This window comes from Citrobacter sp. wls757 (assembly GCF_005280935.1).
GTDB classification, from domain to species: Bacteria; Pseudomonadota; Gammaproteobacteria; order Enterobacterales; family Enterobacteriaceae; genus Citrobacter; species Citrobacter portucalensis.
Genome location: NZ_SZWU01000023.1, coordinates 22,160 through 45,539, shown reverse-complemented (window position 1 = coordinate 45,539; position 23,380 = coordinate 22,160). Strand labels below are relative to the sequence as shown.

The window sequence follows — 23,380 nt, the reverse complement described above, 5'->3', positions numbered from 1 at the left end:
CCGGCAAAACGCCGTCCGACCGGCGGGGTAGAGTCTCTGCGCGCCATTCCGTGGATCTTCGCCTGGACGCAGAACCGCCTGATGCTCCCGGCCTGGTTGGGTGCAGGTACCGCGCTGCAAAAAGTGGTTGAAGACGGCAAGCAAAGCGAACTTGAAGCCATGTGCCGCGACTGGCCATTCTTCTCCACACGCCTTGGCATGCTGGAAATGGTTTTCGCGAAAGCAGACCTGTGGCTGGCAGAGTATTACGATCAGCGCCTGGTCAAAAAAGATCTGTGGCCGCTGGGTGCAGAGCTACGCCAACGCCTGGCAGCAGATATCGATGTCGTACTGGCGATTGCCAACGACTCGCATTTGATGGCCGACCTGCCGTGGATTGCCGAGTCCATTCAGTTAAGGAATGTTTATACTGACCCACTGAACGTCTTACAGGCAGAGCTGTTACACCGCTCGCGCCAGGCAGAAGAACAGGGCAATGCACCAGACCCACGCGTGGAACAAGCATTGATGGTCACAATCGCTGGTGTCGCCGCTGGTATGCGTAATACTGGCTAACGTCCCTCCCCCCGTCGCCTTCGTGCTATTGTATGAAGGCGACAGCAAAAACCACTGTTACAACCACTTCATTTTCAATATATTTCCCCTCGAACATATTCACCACGTGAATATAACAACGGCAAAACACGATCCTAAGATCGTGATGCTTCAGTTCCTCTTAATGTTTAGGTGCTAATCTTGGCGCTACAATTAAAGACAGGCTCATACTATGCAATCCTTACAACTCCAGTCTAAACCCGTATTTAGCTGGAAAGCCCTGGGTTGGGCGCTCCTCTATTTTTGGTTCTTTTCTTCGTTACTGCAGGCCGTTATCTATTTTAGCGGCTACAGCGGATCTACCGGTTTACGCGACTCCTTGCTGTTTAGTTCGCTGTGGTTGATTCCGGTATTCTTATTTCCAAACCGTATCCGCATTATTGCTGCCGTGATAGGCGTGGTGTTATGGGCGGCCTCGCTGGCTGCTCTGAGCTATTACGTCATCTACGGGCAAGAGTTCTCGCAAAGCGTTCTGTACGTAATGTTTGAAACCAATGCGAACGAAGCCAGCGAATATCTGAGCCAATATTTCAGCCTGAAGATTGTCTTAATTGCGCTGGCCTATACAGCTGTGGCAATTCTGCTATGGACACGTCTGCGTCCTGTGCATATTCCATCACCCTGGCGCTATCTGGTGTCGTTTGCACTGTTATACGGATTGATTCTGCATCCGATGACAGTGAACACATTTATCAAACATAAGCCGTTTGAAAAAACGTTGGATGGTCTCGCCTCACGCATGGAGCCTGCCGCACCGTGGCAGTTCATCTCCGGGTATTATCAGTATCGTCAGCAGTTGACCGCGCTGAATAGCCTGCTGAATGAGAACAATGCCCTGCCGCCGCTGGCCAACTTTAAAGACAACTCCGGTGATGCGCCGCGTACGCTGGTACTGGTGATTGGCGAGTCAACGCAACGTGGCCGCATGAGCCTGTACGGTTACCCACGCGAAACAACGCCTGAACTGGATGCGCTGCATAAATCCGATCCTAACTTCACCGTGTTCAATAATGTCGTGACCTCACGTCCGTACACCATTGAAATCCTGCAGCAGGCGCTGACCTTTGCCAACGAGAAGAACCCAGATCTGTATCTGACTCAGCCGTCCCTGATGAACATGATGAAACAGGCAGGTTATAAAACCTTCTGGATCACCAATCAGCAGACGATGACCGCCCGCAACACCATGCTGACGGTGTTCTCTAAGCAAACGGATAAACAGTTCTATATGAACCAGCAGCGTACCCAAAGTGCGCGCGAATATGACAGCAACGTGCTGGCGCCATTTAAAGAAGTACTGGCTGACCCTGCACCGAAAAAGTTCATCATCGTTCACCTGCTGGGTACGCATATTAAGTACAAATTCCGTTACCCGGATGGTCAGGGTAAGTTCGACAATAATATCGACAATGTGCCCGCTGGTCTGAGTAACGATGAGCTGGAAGCTTACAACGATTACGACAGCGCGAATGTCTACAATGACCATATCATTGCCAGTCTGATCAAAGACTATAAAGCGACCGATCCGAACGGCTTCCTGCTGTACTTCTCCGATCATGGGGAAGAGGTATACGATACGCCGCCGCATAAAACGCAGGGTCGTAATGAAGACAACCCAACGCGTCATATGTATACGGTGCCGTTCCTGCTGTGGACCTCGGAAAAATGGCAGGCTGCACACCCGCGTGACTTCTCACAGGATGTGAATCGTAAATACAGCAGCTCAGAGCTTATCCACACCTGGTCTGATTTAGCGGGCTTCACCTATGATGGTTTCGATCCAACTCGTGCCATTACCAGCCCGCAGTTCAAAGAGACGACCCGCTGGATTGGCAACCCGTACAAAAAGAATGCCCTGATTGATTACGATACCCTGCCTTACGGCGATCAAATCGGTAATCAGTAACAGTCTGCCGGATGCGCTACGCTTATCCGGCCTACAGCTCGCAAAGACTTGTAGGCCGGATAAGGCATTAGCCGCCATCCGGCAATAATCACTTGAGGGCGATTGTTTTCAACGTTACTGTTTCCCTGTCTGCTGCCTGCAAGGGATTAACATGTATCACGACATCAGCCACCTGCTCTCTCGCCTGATCAACGGCCCCACACCGCTGCGGCAGATTTACTTTGCCAGCACCAGTAGCTCAACGCCGGAACTGGCGTATCAGGTCGATTTTCCCCGACTGGAGATTGTGCTGGAAGGTGAATTCACCGATAACGGTGTTGCTGGCGCATCCGCGACGTTACAGCCTTGCGATGCCTTGTTCGTTCCGGCTGGTGGCTGGAACTTTCCACAGTGGCTCACACCGGTGACCACGCTCAGTATCTTATTTGGCAAACAGCAACTGGGTTTTAGCATCGTTCAGTGGGACGGTAAGCAATATCAAAACCTTACCCGCCAGCACGTTGCGCGGCGTGGACCGCGTGTTGGCTCATTCCTGCTGCAAACGCTCAATGAAATGCAGATGCAGCCGCAGGAGCAGCAAACCGCCAGGCTAATCGTTGCAAGCTTACTGAGCCACTGCCGCGATCTGCTCGGCAGCCAGATCCAAACCGCATCACGCAGCCAGGCGCTTTTCGAAGCCATTCGCAACTATATTGACGAACGCTACGCTTCACCGCTCACCCGAGAATCCGTCGCGCAGGCGTTCTACATCTCACCCAATTATCTTTCCCACCTTTTTCAAAAAACGGGCGCTATCGGTTTTAACGAATACCTGAACCACACGCGACTGGAACACGCAAAAACGCTGTTGAAGGGTTACGAATTGAAGATTAAAGAGGTGGCGCACATTTGTGGGTTTGTTGACAGCAACTACTTCTGCCGCCTGTTTCGCAAAAATACCGAACGTTCACCATCAGAATACCGTCGGCAGTACCACAGCCAATTGACGGAGAAAGAAGCTAATCCAGAGTAAGATGTGTGTGCTGTGGCGCTGAAAGCAGCTTTCGTACGGCGCTCATCACCCGCTGCGGCTCACGCAGAAATGCGCTAATGCCCGACTGAACGTATCGGCTCTGCGTAAAACGCTCTGCTCCTGCCAGTTCAATATCAGTAATGAGCAACACCACATCAGCGCGGTTAATATCCTCTTCCATCAGGCGATTTTCGGTTCCCAATGCCCCTTGAGTTTCGATCTTGATGCTCCATTTTTCCTGCTGGCAGAGTTTCTCCAGCCGCTCAGCTGCCATATAGGTATGGGCCACGCCGCTTACGCACGCGGTGACAGCAACCAGATATCGTACAGGTGCGATGGTCATACTATCCTCCTACTGTTACCTGAAATCCGGCGCATTCTGCCATCTTACGTATAATATCCACCTCTTGCGCCGTCGGTACGGGCACTTCTTTCATCAACCAGGGCAAACCGAGCAGGCTGTATTTGGGCTCGCCATATTGATGAAACGGTAGCAGGTGTACCTGTTTTATGCCTAGTGATGACAACATCGTCAACACATGCTGCGTGTTATCTGAATTCATCGTAAAGCCCGGAATCAGCGGCAGGCGAGGTATGACATTAACCCCTTCCTCCACCAATAGCCGTAAATTCGCCAGTACACGCGGTAGGTTCATGTTGATGACCTCACGAGCCAGATCTCCATCCATTATTTTGAGGTCGAACAACACCTCATCACACTCTTTTGCCAGCGATAACAAGCGACCGGCCGGCGCATCGCCAGCCGTTTCAATTGCACAGCGCACATCCCAGCGCCGCAGACGTTGCAGGAACCGTGTGGCAAAGGGCGCTTGCATCAGCACTTCACCGCCGGAAAGCGTTACCCCCCCACCAGAAGAGCGAAAGAAAATATCATCTTTCATCACTTCACGTTCCAGATCGTCCAGCGTGATATCACGACCAATACGTTCAAATGCCCCAGAGGGACACTCGTCGGCATCACGCAGACAGGGTGTACAGTGCAGACATTTACTCTCCCGCCGTACCGTTTCAATACGTGGCGAGAGTGATTCCGGGTTAGCACACCAAGGGCAGGTATGCGGACAGCCTTTAAAAAAGACGACCGTACGAATACCCTGCCCATCATTCAGTGAGTAACGCTGAATGTTGAATATACGCGCGACTTCCTCGCCTCGTGGGTCAATTACCTCACAGTTGATGCGCGGTGCGGCGAATAATGTCATCCTGGATCTCCTTCGACAACTCGACAAAGAAGGCGCTGTAACCCGCCACGCGCACCACCAGCCCGGTGAAATCCTGAGGGCGCTGCTGCGCTTCGCGCAATGTGTCGGCATTCACCACGTTAAACTGGATATGCTGGAGTTTGAGCTGGGTAAATGCCCGCAGAAAATCCGCCAGCTTGCGTAAACCGGCCTCACCTTCCAGTGTGGCTGGCGTAAACTTCACGTTCAGCAACGTCCCATTGGAAAGCAGTGTGTTATCCAGCTTGCTGACCGACTTCAATACCGCCGTCGGTCCTTGCATATCCTGTCCCAGCATCGGCGACAGCCCCCCATCTGCCAGTTGCTCCCCGGCTAAGCGGCCATCCGGTGTTGCCCCAACGACCGAACCCAGCGGCACGTGTGCAGAGACGGTATACGAACCCGGCGTAAATTGCCCGCCGCGCGGATTCTGGTATTTCTCTACCTCTTTGCAGTAATGACGTAGCAGTTCGGCGCTAATGTTATCTACATCATCGATATCGTTGCCGTATTTTTCGAAGCGATTGATCAGCCTGGCGCGAACTTTCTCGCCTTCCGGGGTAGCAAAGTTATCTTTTAGCACCGACAAAAGTTCATCAAAAGATAAGCGCTGTTGTTCGAATACCAGCCCATTGAGCGCATGCAGCGAATCGCTCAGGTTTGCAATACCGATCCCCTGTACGCCGGAGAAGTTATAACGCGCACCGCCGTCGGTAATATCGCACCCTTTATCCAGACAGTCGCTAATAAACGAGGAGAGCAGCGGAACCGGCGCCCAGTCGCGGTGACCGATATCGCAGATATTACTGCCCTCCACCATCAACGTGATGTAGTGGCTGATTTTGGCACGAATATGCGCCAGGAGATCGTCGTACGTCAGAGTGCGGTTGCCTTCGTTCTCATGCAGACAAATTTCCATCACTTTCAGCAGATTAAACATAGCGATATCGTGCAAACCGTATGTTCTGCCTGGAATAGACAGCTCGACACAGCCTACTACCGCGTAATCCCGCGCATCTTCCAGCGAAACACCGCGATTAAGAAACGCGGGCACCACCACTTCATCGTTAAAGATTTGCGGGATGCCGGTACCAAGACGAATGGTCTGTGCTGTTTTCATCAGGAACGGTGTATCGATCAACGCATTCGTGCGCACACCGAGGTTTGGTTGTGGTAGCTGTACGTTCTGATACGCATCAAGACAGAGGAAAGACAATACATTTACCGCACTACGACCATTCTCCGTCAATCCCCCCAGTAGCGCGGTGTAGCCTGTTGGGAAGCCAGCGAAATAGCGCGCGCTGCTGGTGGATCGCAGCAGTACGATGTCATTACATTTCACCCACAGGGATTCGAGGATCTCTTGTAAGAATGCCGGGTCTTCCCCCTGCGTCAGCGAGGCCTGATAAAACGGCAGCATATACTGGTCGAAGCGTCCAAGTGAAAGAGAACTGGCGTTGGATTCATATTGCAAAATAATGTTCATGTACCAGAACAGCTGACATGCCTGCCAGAAGGTTTGCGGCTTGCTTTGGGCGTTATGCCGAGAGTTTTCAGCAATCGTCAGTAATTCCTGGCGTCGCTGCGCATCCGGGCAGCTTTCCGCCATCTTCTCTGCCAACATAGCGTAACGCAAAATATGTTTTTGCGAAGCCTCAAGCAGTAGCAGCGCAGCCTGATAAAAGTGATTCTCCGGCTGCTGCAGACAATGCGCTCGCATCTGCGCTACCAGTTCGCCAAGCCCATGATTCAACAGGCGTGGATAATCAATAATGATATGTCCCTGACCTTTGTCAGTCTGGTTAATGCTAAAAATCTGGGTGCTGACGGCGGCTTTAACCTCATCGGTCATCTGACCGTTGATGAAATCTTTCATCGACCGCTTTTCCCAGTACGGATACAGCACATCGCGATAGAGATGTTTATCCTCTTCGCTGATGTCAAAACGGTCCTGCGGACGGGTTGGAAACTGCTCCAGCTCTTTAAGCAGCCAGTAAGGATCCATTTCCGGTGACATAATGCCCGCACGCGGTTTAACAGTACGGTTTCCGGCAATCAGTTCCTCATCACGAATCGAAATCTCAACGTGCTCAAGAATATATGCGGTGGCTTTCGCCCGACGCAGAATAACCGGCTCTCCCTCCGTCTGCTGGTGGCTGGCGGTATATAACAGCGCACGTTCAAGCGAAATTTCACGGTTGTTCTGAAACAGAGCGGTTTTTAAACGTTGGATGCGGTTAGTCATGAGGAACTCCCTGGAACCTGTCCATCAGGCTATCTTATTTGTCATTTTGAACCAGGGCAGTGCTCGCGCCCCTCACGTACTGCGTGTACGCTCGGGTTCCTGCGCGCTGTCCGTGTTCAAACTGCCTGCAACGATAACGCCTGATGAAGCAGGCTCTAAAAATGAAAAGTTAAGCGGTTTGCGCAAGGTGCGCGCCAATCTTGTTCATGATGGCGTCGGCACGTTTCACCGCATCGCTGATGTTGACGCGAACGATAGTTTTGCCCGCAAAGCGCTCTTCAAACTTGATACCAATATCCTTGGTCAGAATGACCATGTCGGCTTCCGCCACATCCGCCGCGGTCAGTTCGTTTTCCAGACCGATCGAACCCTGAGTCTCAACCTTTACTTGCCAACCTTTAGCTTTAGCGGCGCTTTCCAGCGCTTCGGCTGCCATATAGGTGTGGGCAACGCCAGAAGGACATGCGGTTACTGCGATAATCTTGGTCATGACTCATTCCTCACTTAATTCATTTCAAAATCTAAATCCAGGTCATCTTCTTTCTGATCGACCTGAGACACTTTTTTCCGCGCCAGACTTTTCAGTACGTTAACGCACACGGCGGTCACTACAGCACCAACGGCAACCGCCGCGATATAACCCAGTTTTCCTTCCACTACAGGCAGAACAATCAGCCCGCCCCAGCCGGCATAACACTGCGCACCAAACAGGGCGGCAGTTACCGTGCCGCAGGCGGAACCCACCATAATCGATGGAATGACGCGCAGCGGATCGGCTGCAGCAAACGGAATCGCGCCTTCCGTTACGCCAACGCAGCCCATTACCAGCGCAGCTTTACCGGCTTCGCGTTCTTCAGAAGAGAAATTCTTACGACCAATCAGCGTCGCTAAACCTAAACCCAGCGGCGGTACGCAGATCCCTACTGCGGCGATTGCCACGACGGTATAAACCCCCTGCGCCACACAAATCAGCATGAAGGCGTAGGCAACTTTGTTAATTGGCCCTCCCATATCGAAGGCCAACATCAGTCCCATAATTACCGCCAGCAGCACAATGCTGCCCTGCTGCATACCCTGCAGCCACTCAGTCAGGCTAGTGGTTAACGCGCCAACAGGCTCCCCCAGCCCCCACATCATGATGCCTGCGGTGATAAAAGTGCCGACAATGGGAATAACGAAGATAGGCATTACCGAACGCAACACCTTATGTACGGGGATCTTCTTCAGATAATGGACAACGATACCGCCAATAATCCCAGCAATTAATGCGCCAAAGAAACCTGCACCGAAGCTGTTTCCCACCCATGCGCCAATCGCACAAGGGGCCAGAGCAGAACGTTCAGCGATGGAATAGCCGATATAAGCGGCAAGAAATGGCACCATCAAAGTCAACCCGGCGACGCCAATATCAAACAGCTTTTTAAGATTAGGATCGGTCGCAGCATCCGGTACCGCGCCTTTGCCATACAGCATGACGGAGACAGCCAGCAAAATACCGCCCGCTACTACGAAGGGGATCATATGCGAAACACCGGTCATCAGGTGCTGACGAGTATTTTTCAGGATTTGTACCAACTCTTTCATAAGTCGCTCCCGGGCTGCCTAAAGCCCATATCCATAAACTTGTTGCGGAAAACAATAGGCAATCTGACGCGACGCAAACAGTGGATAAAAAGGCCATTTGCTGGACTTTTGTAATGTCAGTACAAAAATGCGATCCGCCTCATAACTTGCAGCTTCTCGGAATTTATAGTGGATACGCTGACTTGTGAGGGATGTCTCACTTTGATAGTTACATTACATTTATCCAGTTTTTGGCAGATTTGTCACATGGCAGGCTCAGGCGTTGCCCTTTTATCCTGTAGCGAGAAATCGTTATGGGAGATGAGGCTATGGCCCTGATTGTGGAATTTACCTGTGAGCTACCCAATGGCGTACATGCACGCCCGGCAAGCCACATAGAAACGCAGTGCAACACCTTTACCTCACACATTGAGTGGCACAACCTGCGTACCGAACGTAAGGGCAACGCTAAGAGCGCACTATCGTTGATTGGCACCGATACTCTGGCGGGTGATAGCTGCCAGTTGCTGATTTCCGGTACAGATGAACAGGCAGCCCACCAGCATCTGAGCCAATGGTTACGAAATGAATTTCCGCACTGCGATGCACCGCTAGCGGAAGCCAAAAACAACGAGCTGGAGCCACTTCCGGCATCGCTCACCCATTTAAATCCACAGCTTTTCCGCGCTCGCACCGTCTGCAGCGGCAGCGCAGGAGGCGTTCTGAGTCTGCTTTCTTCGCTGGATCTTAACGCGCTCAGTAACCTTCCATCCGCTCAAGATATTGAAACCGAGCAAGCGGCACTGGATAACGGTTTAACGCTGTTGATGAAAAATATTGAGTTTCGATTACTCGACAGCGACGGCGCTACCAGTGCGATTCTGGAAGCACACCGCTCGCTGGCAAGCGACCTCTCACTCCGTCAGCACCTGCTCGCCGGCGTATCACGCGGGTTAAGCTGCGCCCAGGCGGTTGTCGAAAGTGCCGGACATTTTTGTGATGAATTCGCCCGTTCAAGCAGCAGTTATTTACAGGAGCGTGCACTGGATGTACGCGATGTTTGCTTCCAGCTTCTGCAGCAAATTTATGGGGAACAGCGCTTCCCTGCACCGGGAAAACTGACCCAGCCTACGGTTTGCATGGCGGATGAGCTAACACCGAGCCAGTTCCTCGAACTGGACAAAACATTGCTGAAAGGCTTGCTGTTAAAAAGCGGTGGTACTACGTCACACACGGTGATTCTCGCCCGGTCATTCAACATCCCTACGCTGGTTGGCGTAGATATTGAATCTTTGATGCCATGGCTACAGCAAACGGTTTATATCGATGGTAACGCAGGAGCAGTCGTCGTTGCCCCTGATGAATCCATCGTACGTTATTATCAGCAAGAAGCCCGTATCCAGGATGCCATTCGGGAACAGCAACGTATCTGGCTGACCCAGGAGGCACGCACGGCTGATGGCATCCGTATGGAAGTCGCCGCCAACATCGCCCACTCCGTGGAAACACAAGCAGCCTTTAGTAACGGTGCGGAAGCGGTTGGCCTGTTCCGTACGGAAATGCTGTATATGGACCGTACCTGCGCCCCGGATGAGAACGAACTATACAACATTTTCTGCCAGGCGCTGGAACCCGCAAAGGGACGCAGCATTATTGTACGCACCATGGATATCGGCGGTGATAAACCCGTTGATTATCTGAATATTCCTGCTGAGACCAACCCATTTCTCGGTTATCGCGCGGTGCGTATTTATGAAGAATATGCCACGTTGTTTACTACGCAACTGCGATCGATCCTGCGCGCCTCAGCGCACGGTAGCCTGAAAATCATGATCCCAATGATCTCCTCGATGGAAGAGATCCTGTGGGTCAAAGAGAAACTGGCAGAAGCCAAGCAGCAACTGCGAAGTGAACACATTCCGTTTGATGAGAAGATCCAGCTCGGTATTATGCTGGAGGTTCCGTCTGTGATGTTCATCATTGACCAATGCTGTGAAGAGATTGATTTCTTTAGTATTGGTAGCAATGACCTGACGCAATACCTGCTGGCGGTCGACCGTGACAACGCCAAAGTTACCCGCCACTACAACAGCCTGAATCCGGCCTTCCTGCGCGCGCTGGATTACGCCGTGCAGGCAGTACATCGGCAGGGGAAATGGATTGGCCTGTGTGGCGAACTGGGTGCCAAAGGTTCGGTGCTGCCATTGCTGGTGGGACTGGGTCTGGACGAAATCAGTATGAGCGCTCCCTCCATTCCCGCCGCCAAAGCGCGGATGGCGCAACTCGACAGCCGTGCCTGCCGTCAATTGCTGAATCAAGCGATGGCTTGTCGAACCTCGCTGGAGGTCGAACATCTGCTGGCTCAGTTCCGCATGACCCAACAGGATACTCCGCTGGTTACCGCCGAGTGCATCACGCTGGATAGCGACTGGCGCAGTAAAGAAGAGGTCATCAAAGGGATGACCGACAACCTCCTGCTGGCAGGCCGTTGCCGCTATCCACGTAAACTGGAAGCAGACCTGTGGGCACGCGAAGCCGTCTTCTCTACCGGATTAGGTTTTAGCTTCGCCATTCCACACAGCAAATCCGAACATATTGAGCAGTCCACCATCAGCGTAGCGCGCCTGCAAGCGCCGGTACGTTGGGGTGATGATGATGCACAGTTCATTATTATGCTGACGCTCAACAAACATGCCGCTGGCGATCAGCATATGCGTATTTTCTCGCGTCTGGCGCGCCGCATTATGCATGAAGAATTCCGTAACGCGCTGGTTAGCGCCGCCTCAGCCGACGCTATCGCCAGCCTGTTGCAACATGAACTTGAACTTTAAAGAGGATGTTTTTGTATGGAACTTTACCTTGATACCGCCAACGTCGCGGAAGTTGAACGTCTGGCACGCATCTTCCCTATCGCGGGTGTTACCACCAACCCAAGCATTGTGGCGGCAAGCAAAGAATCTATCTGGGATGTACTGCCACGCCTGCAAAACGCCATCGGCGAAGAGGGTATTTTGTTTGCCCAAACCATGAGCCGCGAGGCGCAGGGCATGGTGGAAGAAGCCAAACGCCTGAGCAATGCAGTGCCCGGTCTGGTAGTGAAAATCCCGGTGACATCCGAAGGTCTGGCCGCGATTAAGATGCTGAAAAAAGAGGGTATCACCACGCTGGGAACCGCCGTTTACAGTGCTTCTCAGGGGCTACTGGCTGCGCTGGCAGGAGCTAAATATATCGCGCCTTACGTTAACCGTATCGACGCACAGGGCGGCGATGGGATTCGCACAGTACAAGAACTGCAAACGTTACTGGAGCTGCATGCGCCAAACAGCATGGTACTGGCAGCCAGCTTTAAAACCCCGCGTCAGGCGCTGGATTGCTTACTGGCAGGATGTGAAGCTATCACCCTGCCATTAGACGTAGCGCAACAAATGCTCAATACCCCTGCGGTAGAGTCAGCAATAGAGAAGTTTGAGCAGGACTGGAACAACGCATTTGGTCACATCAACCTGTGAGGGAAATAAAGTATGGATCGCATTATTCAATCACCTGGTAAGTACATCCAGGGTGCCGATGTTATTACCCGTCTTGGCAGCTACCTCAAACCACTGGCAGAACGCTGGCTGGTCGTTGGGGACAAGTTTGTCTTAGGCTTTGCCCAGGGCGCACTGGAAAAAAGCTTCCAGGATGCCGGACTGGCGCTGGAAATTGCACCGTTTGGCGGCGAATGTTCACAAAACGAAATCGACCGTCTGCGCGGCGTAGCGGAAAAAGCGCAGTGTGGCGCAGTACTTGGTATTGGCGGCGGTAAAACGCTGGATACCGCCAAAGCGCTGGCGCACTTTATGGGCGTGCCTGTCGCCATTGCCCCAACCATCGCCTCTACCGATGCGCCGTGCAGCGCGCTGTCCGTCATTTACACCGATGCCGGTGAATTCGATCGCTATCTGCTGCTGCCCAACAACCCGGACAGGGTCATTGTGGATACCAAAATTGTCGCGGGCGCACCGGCGCGTCTGTTAGCTGCGGGTATTGGCGATGCGCTGGCAACCTGGTTCGAAGCGCGTGCCTGTTCACGCAGCGGCGCAACCACCATGGCGGGCGGTCAGTGTACTCAGGCGGCGCTGGCGCTGGCAGAGCTGTGCTTTAATACGCTGATCGAAGAAGGCGAAAAAGCGATGCTGGCAGCCGAGCAGCACGTGGTGACACCAGCACTGGAACGTGTTATTGAAGCCAACACCTATCTGAGTGGCGTCGGTTTTGAAAGCGGTGGTCTGGCAGCGGCTCACGCCATTCATAATGGTCTGACCGCAATCCCGGATGCGCATCACTACTATCACGGCGAGAAAGTGGCGTTTGGTACGCTGACGCAACTGGTGCTGGAAAACGCACCGGTCGATGAAATTGAAACCGTTGCCGCGCTGTGCCATTCCGTTGGCCTGCCGATTACCCTAGCGCAACTGGACATCAAACAGGATATCCCGGCGAAAATGCGCATTGTGGCTGAGGCCGCCTGTGCCGAAGGCGAAACCATCCACAACATGCCTGGCGGCGCGACGCCGGACCAGGTGTATGCCGCCCTGCTGGTGGCTGACCAGTACGGTCAACGTTACCTGCAAGAGTGGGAATAACCTGCCAATAGAAAATCCCCGCAATCGCGGGGATTTTTTTATTCATACTATGCCGGATACGCACAAGCGACATCCGGCATTATCTGTTACAGCAGATCGAAACGATCCAGGTTCATCACTTTCACCCATGCGGCAACGAAATCTCTCACGAACTTCTCGTGAGCATCGCTGCAGGCATAAACTTCAGCCACTGCGCGCAGTACGGAGTTAGAACCGAACACCAGATCGGCGCGGGTTGCCGTGTATTTTACTTCGCCGCTCAGACGGTCACGACCTTCAAACAGCTCTTTTGACTCATCAACCGCCTTCCACTCATGGCGCATATCCAGCAGATTGACGAAGAAGTCAGTGCTGAGCACGCCAGGACGATCGGTAAAGACGCCATGCTGGCTGCCGTCGAAGTTGGTGCCCAGTACGCGCATACCGCCCACCAGCACGGTCATTTCCGGTGCGGTCAGCGTCAGCTGCTGTGCTTTATCAATCAGCAGCGACTCGGTGGTCGATACGTCAGGACGAGCGCGGTAGTTACGGAAACCATCGGCAATCGGCTCAAGCAGTTCAAACATCTCAATATCCGTTTGGTCCTGACGCGCATCCACGCGGCCCGGCGCAAAAGGTACTTTAATGCTGACACCCGCAGCGCTAGCCGCCTGCTCTATACCGACAACACCGGCCAGCACGATAATATCGGCTAACGAAGCGGTATGGGCTGACTTATAAATGCCTTCCAGCACAGGCAGTACGCGTGCCGCGGTAGCATTCACATCCCAGCCACGCTGTGGGTCCAGCGCCAGACGCGCACCGTTAGCGCCGCCACGTTTATCCCCACCGCGGAACGTTGATGCCGAAGCCCACGCCACTGACACCAGCTCGCCCACGGACAACCCGGAAGCAGCAATGGTCGCCTTCAGTTTCAGGATATCTTCTTCGCTTGGGTTAAAGAACGCATGCGGCAGCGGGTCTTGCCAAATCAGCTCTTCTTTTGGCACTTCCGGTCCGATGTAACGTGCTTTTGGCCCCATATCACGGTGCGTCAGCTTAAACCATGCGCGGGCAAATGCTTCGTTGAAGGCCTGCGGATCGTTCAGGAAACGACGGGAGATCTTCTCGAACTCCGGATCGAAACGCAGCGTCAGGTCGGTAACCAACATTGTTGGCTTACGTTTTTTCGACGGATCGAACGGATCGGGGATAATTTCCGGTGCGTCAACCGCTTCAAATTGAATCGCACCTGCCGGACTGCGGGTTTGTACCCATTCATATTTGAACAGGTTCTCGAAGAAATAGTTGCTCCATTGGGTCGGCGTCTGCGTCCAGACCACTTCCAGACCGGAAGTAATTGCGTCTGCACCCGCGCCGCTGCCGTAGCTGCTGGCCCAGCCCAGGCCCTGCGCTTCAATTGGTGCGGATTCTGGATCGGCGCCTACGTGCGAAGCCGGTGCTGCACCATGGGTTTTACCCAACGTATGACCGCCGCCAATCAGCGCTACGGTTTCTTCGTCGTTCATACCCATGTTACCGAAGGTCGCGCGAATAGCCGCGGCCGCAGAGAGCGGTTCGCCGCTATGGTCCGGCCCTTCCGGGTTCACATAGATAAGGCCCATTTCGGTTGCGCCCAGCGGCGCTTTTGCCAGTTCTTCCGGATGACGGTGGGTCAGCCAGGCTTTTTCATCACCCCAGTTTACGTCGAGATCCGGTTCCCAGACGTCTTCACGACCGGCACCAAAGCCGAAGGTACGGAAGCCTGAGTTTTCCAGCGCCACGTTACCCGCAAGGATAAACAGGTCGGCCCAGGAAATTTTCTGGCCATATTTCTGCTTGATTGGCCACAGCAGACGACGCGCTTTATCCAGGCTGACGTTGTCCGGCCAGGAGTTCAGTGGTGCAAAACGCTGCTGTCCGCGACCCGCGCCACCGCGTCCATCGACGGAGCGATAGGTCCCTGCACCGTGCCATGCCATGCGGATAAATAATCCGGCATAGGTTCCCCAGTCAGCGGGCCACCACGGTTGAGATTCGGACAGAAGGGCTCTGAGATCCCCTTTCAGGGCTGAATAGTCGAGTTTGCTAAACTCTTTTCGGTAGTCGAAGTCCTCACCCAGCGGGTTAGAACGGTTGGAATGTTGGTTTAAAAGATCTACACGGAGTTGATTGGGCCACCAGTCGCGGTTGTTCGTTCCTGCTCCCGCACTCTGATCGTGACCGCCCTGATGAAAAGGACACTTACCGGCAGTTGATGCGTTTTGGCTATCGTCGGACATGCTCATCTATATGCTCCCTTTACAGTGTTCTGACTACGATATACACCACCAGAGATAAGATATAGTCGAAAAAACCCACAGATTCGATAGCTAATTCCTTTTATATTTAAAGTTACAGAGATGTAGATCAAAATGATCAATAAAAAGCCCTCCGTAGAGGGCTGGGGCATCTGTTTAATTCGGTCTTACACCCAGTGTGTGACAAATAGCGTAGCTCATCTCGGCACGGTTAAGGGTATAGAAGTGAAAATCTTTCACCCCTTCGCGACTGAGGATTTTCACCATGTCCATAGCGATGTTTGCACCTACCAGCTTGCGGGTTTCCGCATCATCATCCAGACCATCAAACATGGTCGACATCCAGGAAGGGATACGAACATTGGTCATATCGGCAAATTTTTTCGCCTGCTTAAAGTTAGAGACTGGCAGGATACCCGGAATAATTTCCACATCGATTCCCGCAGACACGCAGCGATCGCGAAAGCGCAGATAGCTTTCCACATCGAAGAAAAACTGAGTAATGGCGCGGTTTGCACCGGCATCAACCTTACGCTTCAGGTTCAGCAAATCGGCCTGAGCGCTCTTCGCTTCTGGGTGTACTTCCGGGTAAGCCGCAACGGAGATATCAAAGTCCGCAACGTCTTTCAGCAGAGTCACCAGGTCAGAGGCATACATATCCGGTTTACCGCTTCCCGGCGGCAAGTCACCGCGCAGAGCAACAATATGACGAATACCGTTATTCCAGTAGTCCTGAGCAATGGTGCGCAGCTCATTGCGGGTTGCATCAATACAGGTCAGGTGCGGAGCTGCTTCAAGACCAGTGCGATCCTTAATGCCTTTAATAATGCTGTGCGTACGGTCGCGCTCACCAGAGTTTGCACCGTAGGTGACTGAAACAAACTTCGGCTTCAGGCTGCTCAGGCGATCGATGGAGTTCCACAGGGTTTGCTCCATTTCACTGGTGCGCGGCGGGAAAAACTCAAACGAAACGTTAATCTGACCCTGTACTTCCGCCAGGCTCTGATTCAGGGCTTCCCGCTGGTTGGCGTGAAAAAAGCTCATACCTTACCTCATCAATCTTTTGTCGTTATATGTTGTGTTGTGAACTGCTATACGTTTAGACGTCTAGATGTAAAAATGACGGAAAAGCATGCTGGCGTCAACACAAAAATCATCGTTAAAGGTGAGGAATACTCAGCCAACGTGAAAAAAATTCACATCAGCCTGAAATGATGGGGAATTGTGGCATGACCGTCTGCCAGCCGTTAACGAGAGCGGTGACAGACTCGCCTCTGGCCAGAGCGCGGGTAAGACGCAATACGGGTAGGTTTAACGCAGGATGAGAGCGTTGAAGTGATTATGCAGATGGCTGTTGACGTATTTTATCCGGCCTGGGTCACAAACGAACCGTCGGCCGGATCATCCGGCAACAAAAACTACAGCAGCTGCGCCAGACGGTTGATGTCTGACTGAATAGCGCCGGCGGTGACGTCACGACCTGCGCCCGGTCCACGGATCACCAGCGGGTTATCGCGATACCAGCGGCTTTCAATGGCGAATACGTTATCGCACGGCAACAGCGCCGCCAGCGGGTGTTCAGGACGAACCGCCTCAACACCAACGCGCGCTTTACCGTTAGCATCAAAACGCGCCACATAGCGTAGCACCAGCCCCATTTCACGCGCCGCTTCCAGACGCTGCACCATCTGCTCGTTCAGCTCATCACCATTCTCAAAGAAATGGTCAATAGAGCCTTCTTCACAATGCGCAGGCACCAGCGATTCCACGCGAACCTGGTCCGGTTCGATGTCGTAACCTGCTTCACGCGCCAGAATCACCAGCTTACGCATCACATCTTTGCCGGAAAGATCTACGCGCGGATCGGGTTCAGTCAGCCCCTGTTGCCACGCCTGATCCACCAGATCGGTGAACGGGACCGTGCCATCAAATTGCAGGAACAACCACGACAACGTACCGGAGAAGATCCCGCTGATCGACAGAATGGTATCTCCACTATCAATCAGATCGCGCACGGTATGATTGATCGGCAAACCTGCTCCCACGGTGGCGTTATACAGCCAGTGGCGGCCGGTTTTTTCAAAAGCGTCATGAATTTGGCGATAATTATGACTGCTGCTCGCCCCCGCCAGTTTGTTGGCGCTGATAACGTGGAAACCATGGCTGGCAAAATCCAGATACTGATCCGCAAGTTGCTCGCTGGCAGTAACGTCCAGCACCACTAAATCATCATACGGGTGAGCACGCATCCACAGGAATAGAGACTCTTCATCCTGCTCTACCGCCTCGTCATCAAAGAAAGCTAACGCGCGGCTGGCATCCAGCCCTTCGTAATTCAGCAGGCTACGACGGCTATCAACCACACCCGCCAGCACAAACTCTAATCCGGTGCGCGCCGAGAGCGTGCTCTGCTCGCGAGCGAACAGCTCCAGCCAGCGCGAACCAATGTTGCCTTTGCCGAACAACACCAGACCAATGCGTTTTTCCGCGCGGAAAATTGACTGATGCAGGCCCTGAATCAGGCTCTCTGTTGGCCCAGTACGCAGTACCGCGACCAGGCTGATACCCTCTTCCGATTGCCAGGTGAATTCAACCGGCTGACCTTTCAACTGTTGCCAGAAACGGTGGCAGTGCAGCGGATTACGGGTGACGCCCGCCCCGACCATCGCTACCAGCGCCAGCCCCTGGCGCAAACGCAGCTCGCCCGGCAGACCAGCTTCATCCAGAATTTTCAGTGCGCCGTCAGCGACTTCGGAGGTATAGCAAAATTGCAGCAGTTGGCGGTCAGGATGCACACCCACTGCCAGCGGACGCACCTGGGTACGTTTTAAAACCTGATCAATCTCTTTATAAGCCAGCTTAAAGTCCTGGCCAGTCGGAACCAAAAACTCAATCAGGCAGACGTCATCATGACTGGTCACAATACGCGCCCCGGTACCGGAGGCCAGTACGCGTTCAATGCGCGTTGAACCCTGCTCCGGCGTATAGCTACAACGCAGTTGGAGATCGATATCGCTACCGGAAACCGGCTGTAAGGTACGGGCATGGAGAACCGGTGCCGCCAGACGCGCCAGCTCGCTGGCTTCATCCAGACGCAGCAGCGGCAGCAAACAGGCGTCTTTTACTTTACGCGGGTCCGCGCTGTAAACCCCGGCGACATCGCTCCAGATAGTTACGCGAGAAACGCCCGCCAGCGCGCCAACCTGCGTCGCCGAGTAGTCGGAACCGTTACGCCCCAGCAGGACCGTTTCACCGGCATTGCTGCGGCTAATAAAGCCGGTAACCACCAGCCGTTTACCCGGATGCTGCGCCAGCAGTTGCTGTAGCAGCGGGTAAGAAAGACCTTCATCTACCTGCGGCTGGGCACCGCGTTCAGCACGTAAAAAATCGCGCGCATCCAGCCAGGCTGACTCCAGCCCCTGTTGGTTAAGGACCGCAGACATCAAACGCGCGGACCATACCTCACCATGCCCAACAACCTCAGCATAGACGGCATCGTTCACGCCGCTGTCGAGTAATCCAGCCAGACGCTCCAGATCGTGAATAAACGCGCCAATTAGTCCATCCGCTATCTCAGGCGGTAACAAACCGCTGATAAGCTCGCTCTGATAGCGACGTAACGCCTGTTGAACCTGATGCGCAGAAAGGCGATCGGTCTGGCTTAATTTCAGCCAGCTAATCAACTGGTTAGTGGTACTGCCTGCGGCTGAAACAACCATCATGTCATCAGGCTGCGAGTACTCCGCCATAATGCCTGCGACACGCAGATAACATTTCACATCAGCCAGACTACTACCACCAAATTTGTGCAGTTGACGACCCTTCGCCCCTGCCTGCGCAATCACACTCATGTTTACCCCTTGTTTGCAGCCCGGAAGCCATTTTCCAGGTCGGCAATTAAATCTTCGCCATCTTCAATACCGGTGGAGATACGCAGCAGCGTTTCGGAAATTCCGGCAGCAGCACGCGCTTCTGGCGCCATGCCCGCGTGTGTCATGGTTGCGGCGTGGGAGATCAGACTTTCAACGCCCCCTAACGATTCCGCCAGCGTAAACAATGACAACCCGCCAAGGAAGCGGCGCAGCGTTTGCTCATCACCATCCAGTTCAAAACTTAACATCGCGCCAAAGCCTTTTTGCTGACGCGCGGCAATCTCATGGCCCTGATTATCCGGCAATGACGGGTGATACAATTTTTTCACCAGCGGCTGAGTTTGCAGATAATCGACTATCGCCTGAGCATTACGTTGCGCCACCTCCATTCGAGGAGACAGAGTACGCAGGCCGCGCAACAGCAGATAACTATCAAACGCGCCGCCGGTCACACCAATATTATTCGCCCACCATGCCAGTTCAGTGACCGTTTCCGGATCTTTCGCTATCACAACACCAGCCACCACATCTGAGTGACCGTTTAAATATTTCGTGCATGAATGCAACACCAGATCGGCGCCCAATGCCAGTGGATTTTGCAATGCCGGGCTTAAAAAAGTGTTGTCGACCACGCTGACCGCGCCAGCTTCACGCGCCAGCTGACAGATTTTCGCAATATCCACCACGCGCAGCAGCGGGTTGCTTGGGCTTTCTACCAGCACCAGTTTCGGTTTTTCCGCCAATGCGGCCTGCAATGCCTGCTCATCTCCTTGATCGACAAACAGGACCCGGTAACAGCCACGCTTTGCCAGACTGTCAAACAGTCGGTAGCTCCCGCCGTAGCAGTCATGCGGTGCGACCAGCAGATCGCCTGGCTTGAGGAAGACCGTGGTCACCAAATGAATCGCCGACATGCCAGTATTGGTCAGCACAGCACCTGCACCGCCTTCCAGTTCCGCCAGCGCACGCTGAACAACATCGCGCGTTGGGTTGCCGCGACGCGAATAGTCATGGGCGCGAGGTTCATTAAATCCGGTAAAGTTATAGGTGCTGGAGAGGTGAATCGGCGGGACAACGCAACCGTACTGTTCGTCGTCATTTAACCCGCTACGCACTGCGATGGTGGCCTGTTTACGCGTCATATTGAGGAGATCCTGGCTGAGTCGGTGAAAAGTCAGACACCAGAGTAATCATAGTTACGATAGCCGTCAATACATCTGGACATCTAAACTTCTTTGCGTATAGATTGAGCAAACTGGAAATAGCCGTTAAAATTATATGCATTAGCGTACATCTGCGTCGGCTTACTTCGTGTCAGGGCCACGCCACTACGATAAACTACGCGCAATTATGGTCCGGGCTCAGGTTCTGGCCTCAATATTAATGACGAAGAGGATTAGGTATCTCATGGCTGAATGGAGCGGCGAATATATCAGCCCATACGCTGAGCACGGTAAGAAGAGTGAGCAAGTCAAAAAAATTACGGTTTCCATTCCTCTGAAGGTGTTAAAAATCCTTACCGATGAACGCACGCGTCGTCAGGTGAACAACCTGCGCCACGCCACCAACAGCGAACTGCTGTGTGAAGCGTTTCTGCATGCTTTTACTGGGCAACCCTTACCCAACGATGACGACCTGCGTAAAGAACGCAGTGATGAAATCCCGGAAGAAGCAAAGGTAATCATGCGTGAACTGGGTATCAACCCGGAAACGTGGGAATACTGATAGTTAGAACAGCAATGGGCGTGTAGAGGCGGGAATGCTCCCGCCTTTTCTCACAGTGTTACTTACTAATACCATTGAGTTTATTCAATGTTTCTTCCATTTTGAGCGTTTCCGTACGGTTCAATGGATAGAAATAAATCAGAATGACCGCCGCCAAAAACAGGCATAGCGCCGGCAAGAGATTCGCCATCGTATAAATATTTTCCTGCACAATGCTGGTTTGCACTGCACCACCTGTTGACGATGATTGATAGCCAATGATAGCCAACATAAAGCCACCAATCGCCCCTGCGCATGCCTGACCAACCTTGCGCGCAAAGAAGTTCACACCATAAACCGTGCCATCCTCGCGATCGCCAGTGACATACTGATGGTAGTCACAAACATCAGTCATAAACGCCCAAATCATCAGGTTGAATAACCCTGCACCCAGCGTCGCCAGGAACAAGAAAACCAGATAGACCTTTGCATCCGTAATGTGGACAAAGTACATAATCACATACATGACCACGGCAAAAAGCAACGCGCCTACGCTGGCTTCTTTTTTACCAAACCGCTTCGTGAGCCAGGATGCCGATGGCGCCAGCAAAACCAGGGAACCAAAGGTAAACAGCAACGCGACTGACATCGCCTCTTTATTGTGGAAATAGTCATTAAACAGGTAAGTCATGTTGGTACCGGACAACCCCTGATTAATTACAATCAGCAAATCCACAACCACTAAAACAATCAGCGCCTTATTGCGTGCCAGTCCCTTCAGCAACACCGAAACGGGCATGCTCTCTTTTCTCTCCACGCGCACGCGCTCCGTCGTTAAATGACAGGTCAAGGATAAAAAGATCAAGCCCAGCACTGCGCAACCAATGGAAATCCAGAAGAAGTGTTGCCCGGAAATCACCTGGCTTCCATCCACCAGGGTGGTGTACATCAGGATTGGAATGAAAAAGCCAGTTGCCCCACCGCCAATTGCTGACCCAACGCTACGCCAGGTTGAAAGCGATACACGATCTTCAGGATTCGAGCTAATCGCCGCAGACATAGCGCCGTACGGAATACTCACGGTAGATAACAGCGAACCGTAAATGAAATAGGAGCAGCAGATGTAGATGATTTTCGCCGTATAAGAAAAATCATTCACAAACGGCAGGAACAGGACAACCGCAATGATGCAAAATGGATACTTCATGCGACGCACCCACGGGTTGAAACGTCCATGTACCGTCAGTTTAGAGGTATCGCATAAGCGCCCTACACCAACATCAACGAACGCATCAAAGAGTTTGGTCACAAAATAGAGTGAGCCAACAATAACGCCGGAAATACCGAGGACGTTAGTGTAATAAATCATTAAAAAACTATTAACTAAGCCAAGAATAAAACAGGTTCCGAGGTCGCCACATAAATAACCAATTTTATCTCTAATTCCGAAAGGCCTGACGGCAGTGGTTTCATTATTTCCGATAATAGTTCCATCATTAGACATGATGTCAACTCCTTAGACATATTATTCACACAAACTATGCTTATCGACGTAATCAGCCGATACGAAAACTATTACCGATTAAAAGTTATAACCAAGACCGACACGATAACGGGTCTGACGATCGTCTGTCGTTGTTGTGTTATAACCCGAGGAAACGTTGCCAACCTCAACAAATGGAACCCAGGAGCCTAATTTGTACGCCACGCGGAAGTTATATTCATAATCATCTTTCCGGTTGTTATATAAATCTTCGCTATCGGCAATTTTATAAATACCATTTAGCTCAAACATCCAGTCATTGACGTTATAACCAAGCCAGGCTTCCGGACGATAGACCATGCGGTCATCTTTGCCGTCAGTATTTCTGCGCATGTACTCCTGACGATAGCGGAACGCGGTCCACCAGTTGTCGTTGATGTTGTACTGCACGCGGATATAAGGCTTATAAATCGCGATATTATCGCCCGTTTCGATCGCAATGCCGGGCTGCCAGACAAGACCCTGCCAGGTGAACTGGTAGCTTGCGGTATACTCGTTACCATTACTTTCCATATTATTCCACGCATCATTTGACTGCGTGTTTTCGGAACGAGAAATGGCTTCTACTGCCACACCAAAACCCGTGGCAAAACGGTGAGACATATACACACGATCGTAATTACGTCCATCGTCATAATATTCATGTCGGTAATCAACATAACCCGCCTGTGCGGCCGCAGAGAATAATGGAATCAGTAATAACGCAGATTTAAATTTCATGACAATCCCTCTTCACACTCAACAACGGAAATAATCCATCTCGTTTGTCCATAAAATGGGAAAACAAAAAGGCTTT

18 protein-coding genes are annotated in these 23,380 nt (G+C 52.5%); 7 read left to right on the top strand and 11 right to left on the bottom strand.

Annotated elements, in window-relative coordinates; all coding sequences use genetic code 11:
* The 3 genes from FDW94_RS07720 to FDW94_RS07710 all read left to right on the top strand — a co-directional run.
* Window positions 1-555 (top strand): phosphoenolpyruvate carboxylase (locus FDW94_RS07720; protein WP_137377416.1); only part of this gene is annotated, 555 nt, incomplete at its 5' end.
* A 211-nt stretch (window positions 556-766) separates the two neighbouring features.
* The gene (locus tag FDW94_RS07715; protein ID WP_111466268.1) at window positions 767-2,500 is read left to right on the top strand and encodes a phosphoethanolamine transferase CptA; all 1,734 of its coding nucleotides are present in this window, start codon (window positions 767-769) and stop codon (window positions 2,498-2,500) included.
* A 151-nt stretch (window positions 2,501-2,651) separates the two neighbouring features.
* Entirely contained in the window at window positions 2,652-3,512 is an 861-nt protein-coding gene (locus FDW94_RS07710; RefSeq protein WP_048215170.1) for an AraC family transcriptional regulator, read from the top strand.
* Here the strand turns inward: FDW94_RS07710 and FDW94_RS07705 are convergent.
* From FDW94_RS07705 to FDW94_RS07685, 5 genes are all read right to left on the bottom strand, one after another.
* On the bottom strand, window positions 3,499-3,855 hold the full coding sequence (locus FDW94_RS07705; protein ID WP_048215171.1) for a PTS fructose-like transporter subunit IIB: 357 nt from the start codon (window positions 3,853-3,855) through the stop codon (window positions 3,499-3,501). The genes FDW94_RS07710 and FDW94_RS07705 overlap by 14 nt on opposite strands.
* A 1-nt stretch (window position 3,856) precedes the next feature.
* Entirely contained in the window at window positions 3,857-4,735 is an 879-nt protein-coding gene (locus FDW94_RS07700; protein WP_128317573.1) for a [formate-C-acetyltransferase]-activating enzyme, read from the bottom strand.
* Complete coding sequence (locus FDW94_RS07695) at window positions 4,701-6,998, bottom strand: formate C-acetyltransferase (RefSeq protein ID WP_137377415.1); 2,298 nt, start codon at window positions 6,996-6,998, stop codon at window positions 4,701-4,703. Before FDW94_RS07695 ends, FDW94_RS07700 begins: the two co-directional genes overlap by 35 nt.
* Before the next feature lie 169 nt (window positions 6,999-7,167).
* On the bottom strand, window positions 7,168-7,488 hold the full coding sequence (locus FDW94_RS07690; protein WP_003825151.1) for a PTS fructose-like transporter subunit IIB: 321 nt from the start codon (window positions 7,486-7,488) through the stop codon (window positions 7,168-7,170).
* Window positions 7,489-7,502: 14 nt separating this feature from the next.
* On the bottom strand, window positions 7,503-8,582 hold the full coding sequence (locus tag FDW94_RS07685) for a PTS fructose transporter subunit EIIC (protein ID WP_003825153.1): 1,080 nt from the start codon (window positions 8,580-8,582) through the stop codon (window positions 7,503-7,505).
* 308 nt (window positions 8,583-8,890) lie between these two features.
* Between FDW94_RS07685 and ptsP the strand changes: the two genes are divergently transcribed.
* From ptsP to FDW94_RS07670, 3 genes are read left to right on the top strand one after another with little or no spacing between them, the layout of a single operon-like run.
* Window positions 8,891-11,392, top strand: coding sequence for a phosphoenolpyruvate--protein phosphotransferase (gene ptsP / locus FDW94_RS07680; protein ID WP_137377417.1), 2,502 nt, complete (start codon window positions 8,891-8,893; stop codon window positions 11,390-11,392).
* Between the two features lie 15 nt (window positions 11,393-11,407).
* Window positions 11,408-12,070: a fructose-6-phosphate aldolase gene (fsa, locus tag FDW94_RS07675; RefSeq protein WP_020996106.1), complete on the top strand. Its 663-nt coding sequence runs from the start codon at window positions 11,408-11,410 to the stop codon at window positions 12,068-12,070.
* A gap of 12 nt (window positions 12,071-12,082) precedes the next feature.
* Entirely contained in the window at window positions 12,083-13,186 is a 1,104-nt protein-coding gene (locus FDW94_RS07670) for a glycerol dehydrogenase (RefSeq protein WP_003825158.1), read from the top strand.
* An 86-nt stretch (window positions 13,187-13,272) separates the two neighbouring features.
* On the opposite strand, the gene katG is transcribed toward FDW94_RS07670, so the two are convergent.
* The 4 genes from katG to metB form a co-directional block, all read right to left on the bottom strand.
* On the bottom strand, window positions 13,273-15,453 hold the full coding sequence (gene katG, locus FDW94_RS07665) for a catalase/peroxidase HPI (protein WP_137377414.1): 2,181 nt from the start codon (window positions 15,451-15,453) through the stop codon (window positions 13,273-13,275).
* 168 nt (window positions 15,454-15,621) lie between these two features.
* Complete coding sequence (metF, locus tag FDW94_RS07660) at window positions 15,622-16,509, bottom strand: methylenetetrahydrofolate reductase (protein ID WP_137377413.1); 888 nt, start codon at window positions 16,507-16,509, stop codon at window positions 15,622-15,624.
* Between the two features lie 374 nt (window positions 16,510-16,883).
* Window positions 16,884-19,316: a bifunctional aspartate kinase/homoserine dehydrogenase II gene (gene metL / locus FDW94_RS07655; protein ID WP_008787044.1), complete on the bottom strand. Its 2,433-nt coding sequence runs from the start codon at window positions 19,314-19,316 to the stop codon at window positions 16,884-16,886.
* Window positions 19,317-19,318: 2 nt separating this feature from the next.
* Window positions 19,319-20,479, bottom strand: coding sequence for a cystathionine gamma-synthase (metB, locus tag FDW94_RS07650; protein ID WP_003028818.1), 1,161 nt, complete (start codon window positions 20,477-20,479; stop codon window positions 19,319-19,321).
* A gap of 265 nt (window positions 20,480-20,744) precedes the next feature.
* Between metB and metJ the strand changes: the two genes are divergently transcribed.
* Window positions 20,745-21,062: a met regulon transcriptional regulator MetJ gene (gene metJ, locus FDW94_RS07645; protein ID WP_003825168.1), complete on the top strand. Its 318-nt coding sequence runs from the start codon at window positions 20,745-20,747 to the stop codon at window positions 21,060-21,062.
* Window positions 21,063-21,120: 58 nt separating this feature from the next.
* Here metJ and FDW94_RS07640 read toward each other — a convergent pair whose 3' ends face one another.
* Complete coding sequence (locus FDW94_RS07640; RefSeq protein ID WP_032945626.1) at window positions 21,121-22,545, bottom strand: MFS transporter; 1,425 nt, start codon at window positions 22,543-22,545, stop codon at window positions 21,121-21,123.
* A 78-nt stretch (window positions 22,546-22,623) separates the two neighbouring features.
* Window positions 22,624-23,304 carry an oligogalacturonate-specific porin KdgM family protein gene (locus FDW94_RS07635; protein WP_003825173.1) on the bottom strand — a complete coding sequence of 227 codons (681 nt, stop codon included), beginning with the start codon at window positions 23,302-23,304 and terminating at the stop codon, window positions 22,624-22,626.
* Window positions 23,305-23,380: the final 76 nt, after the last annotated feature.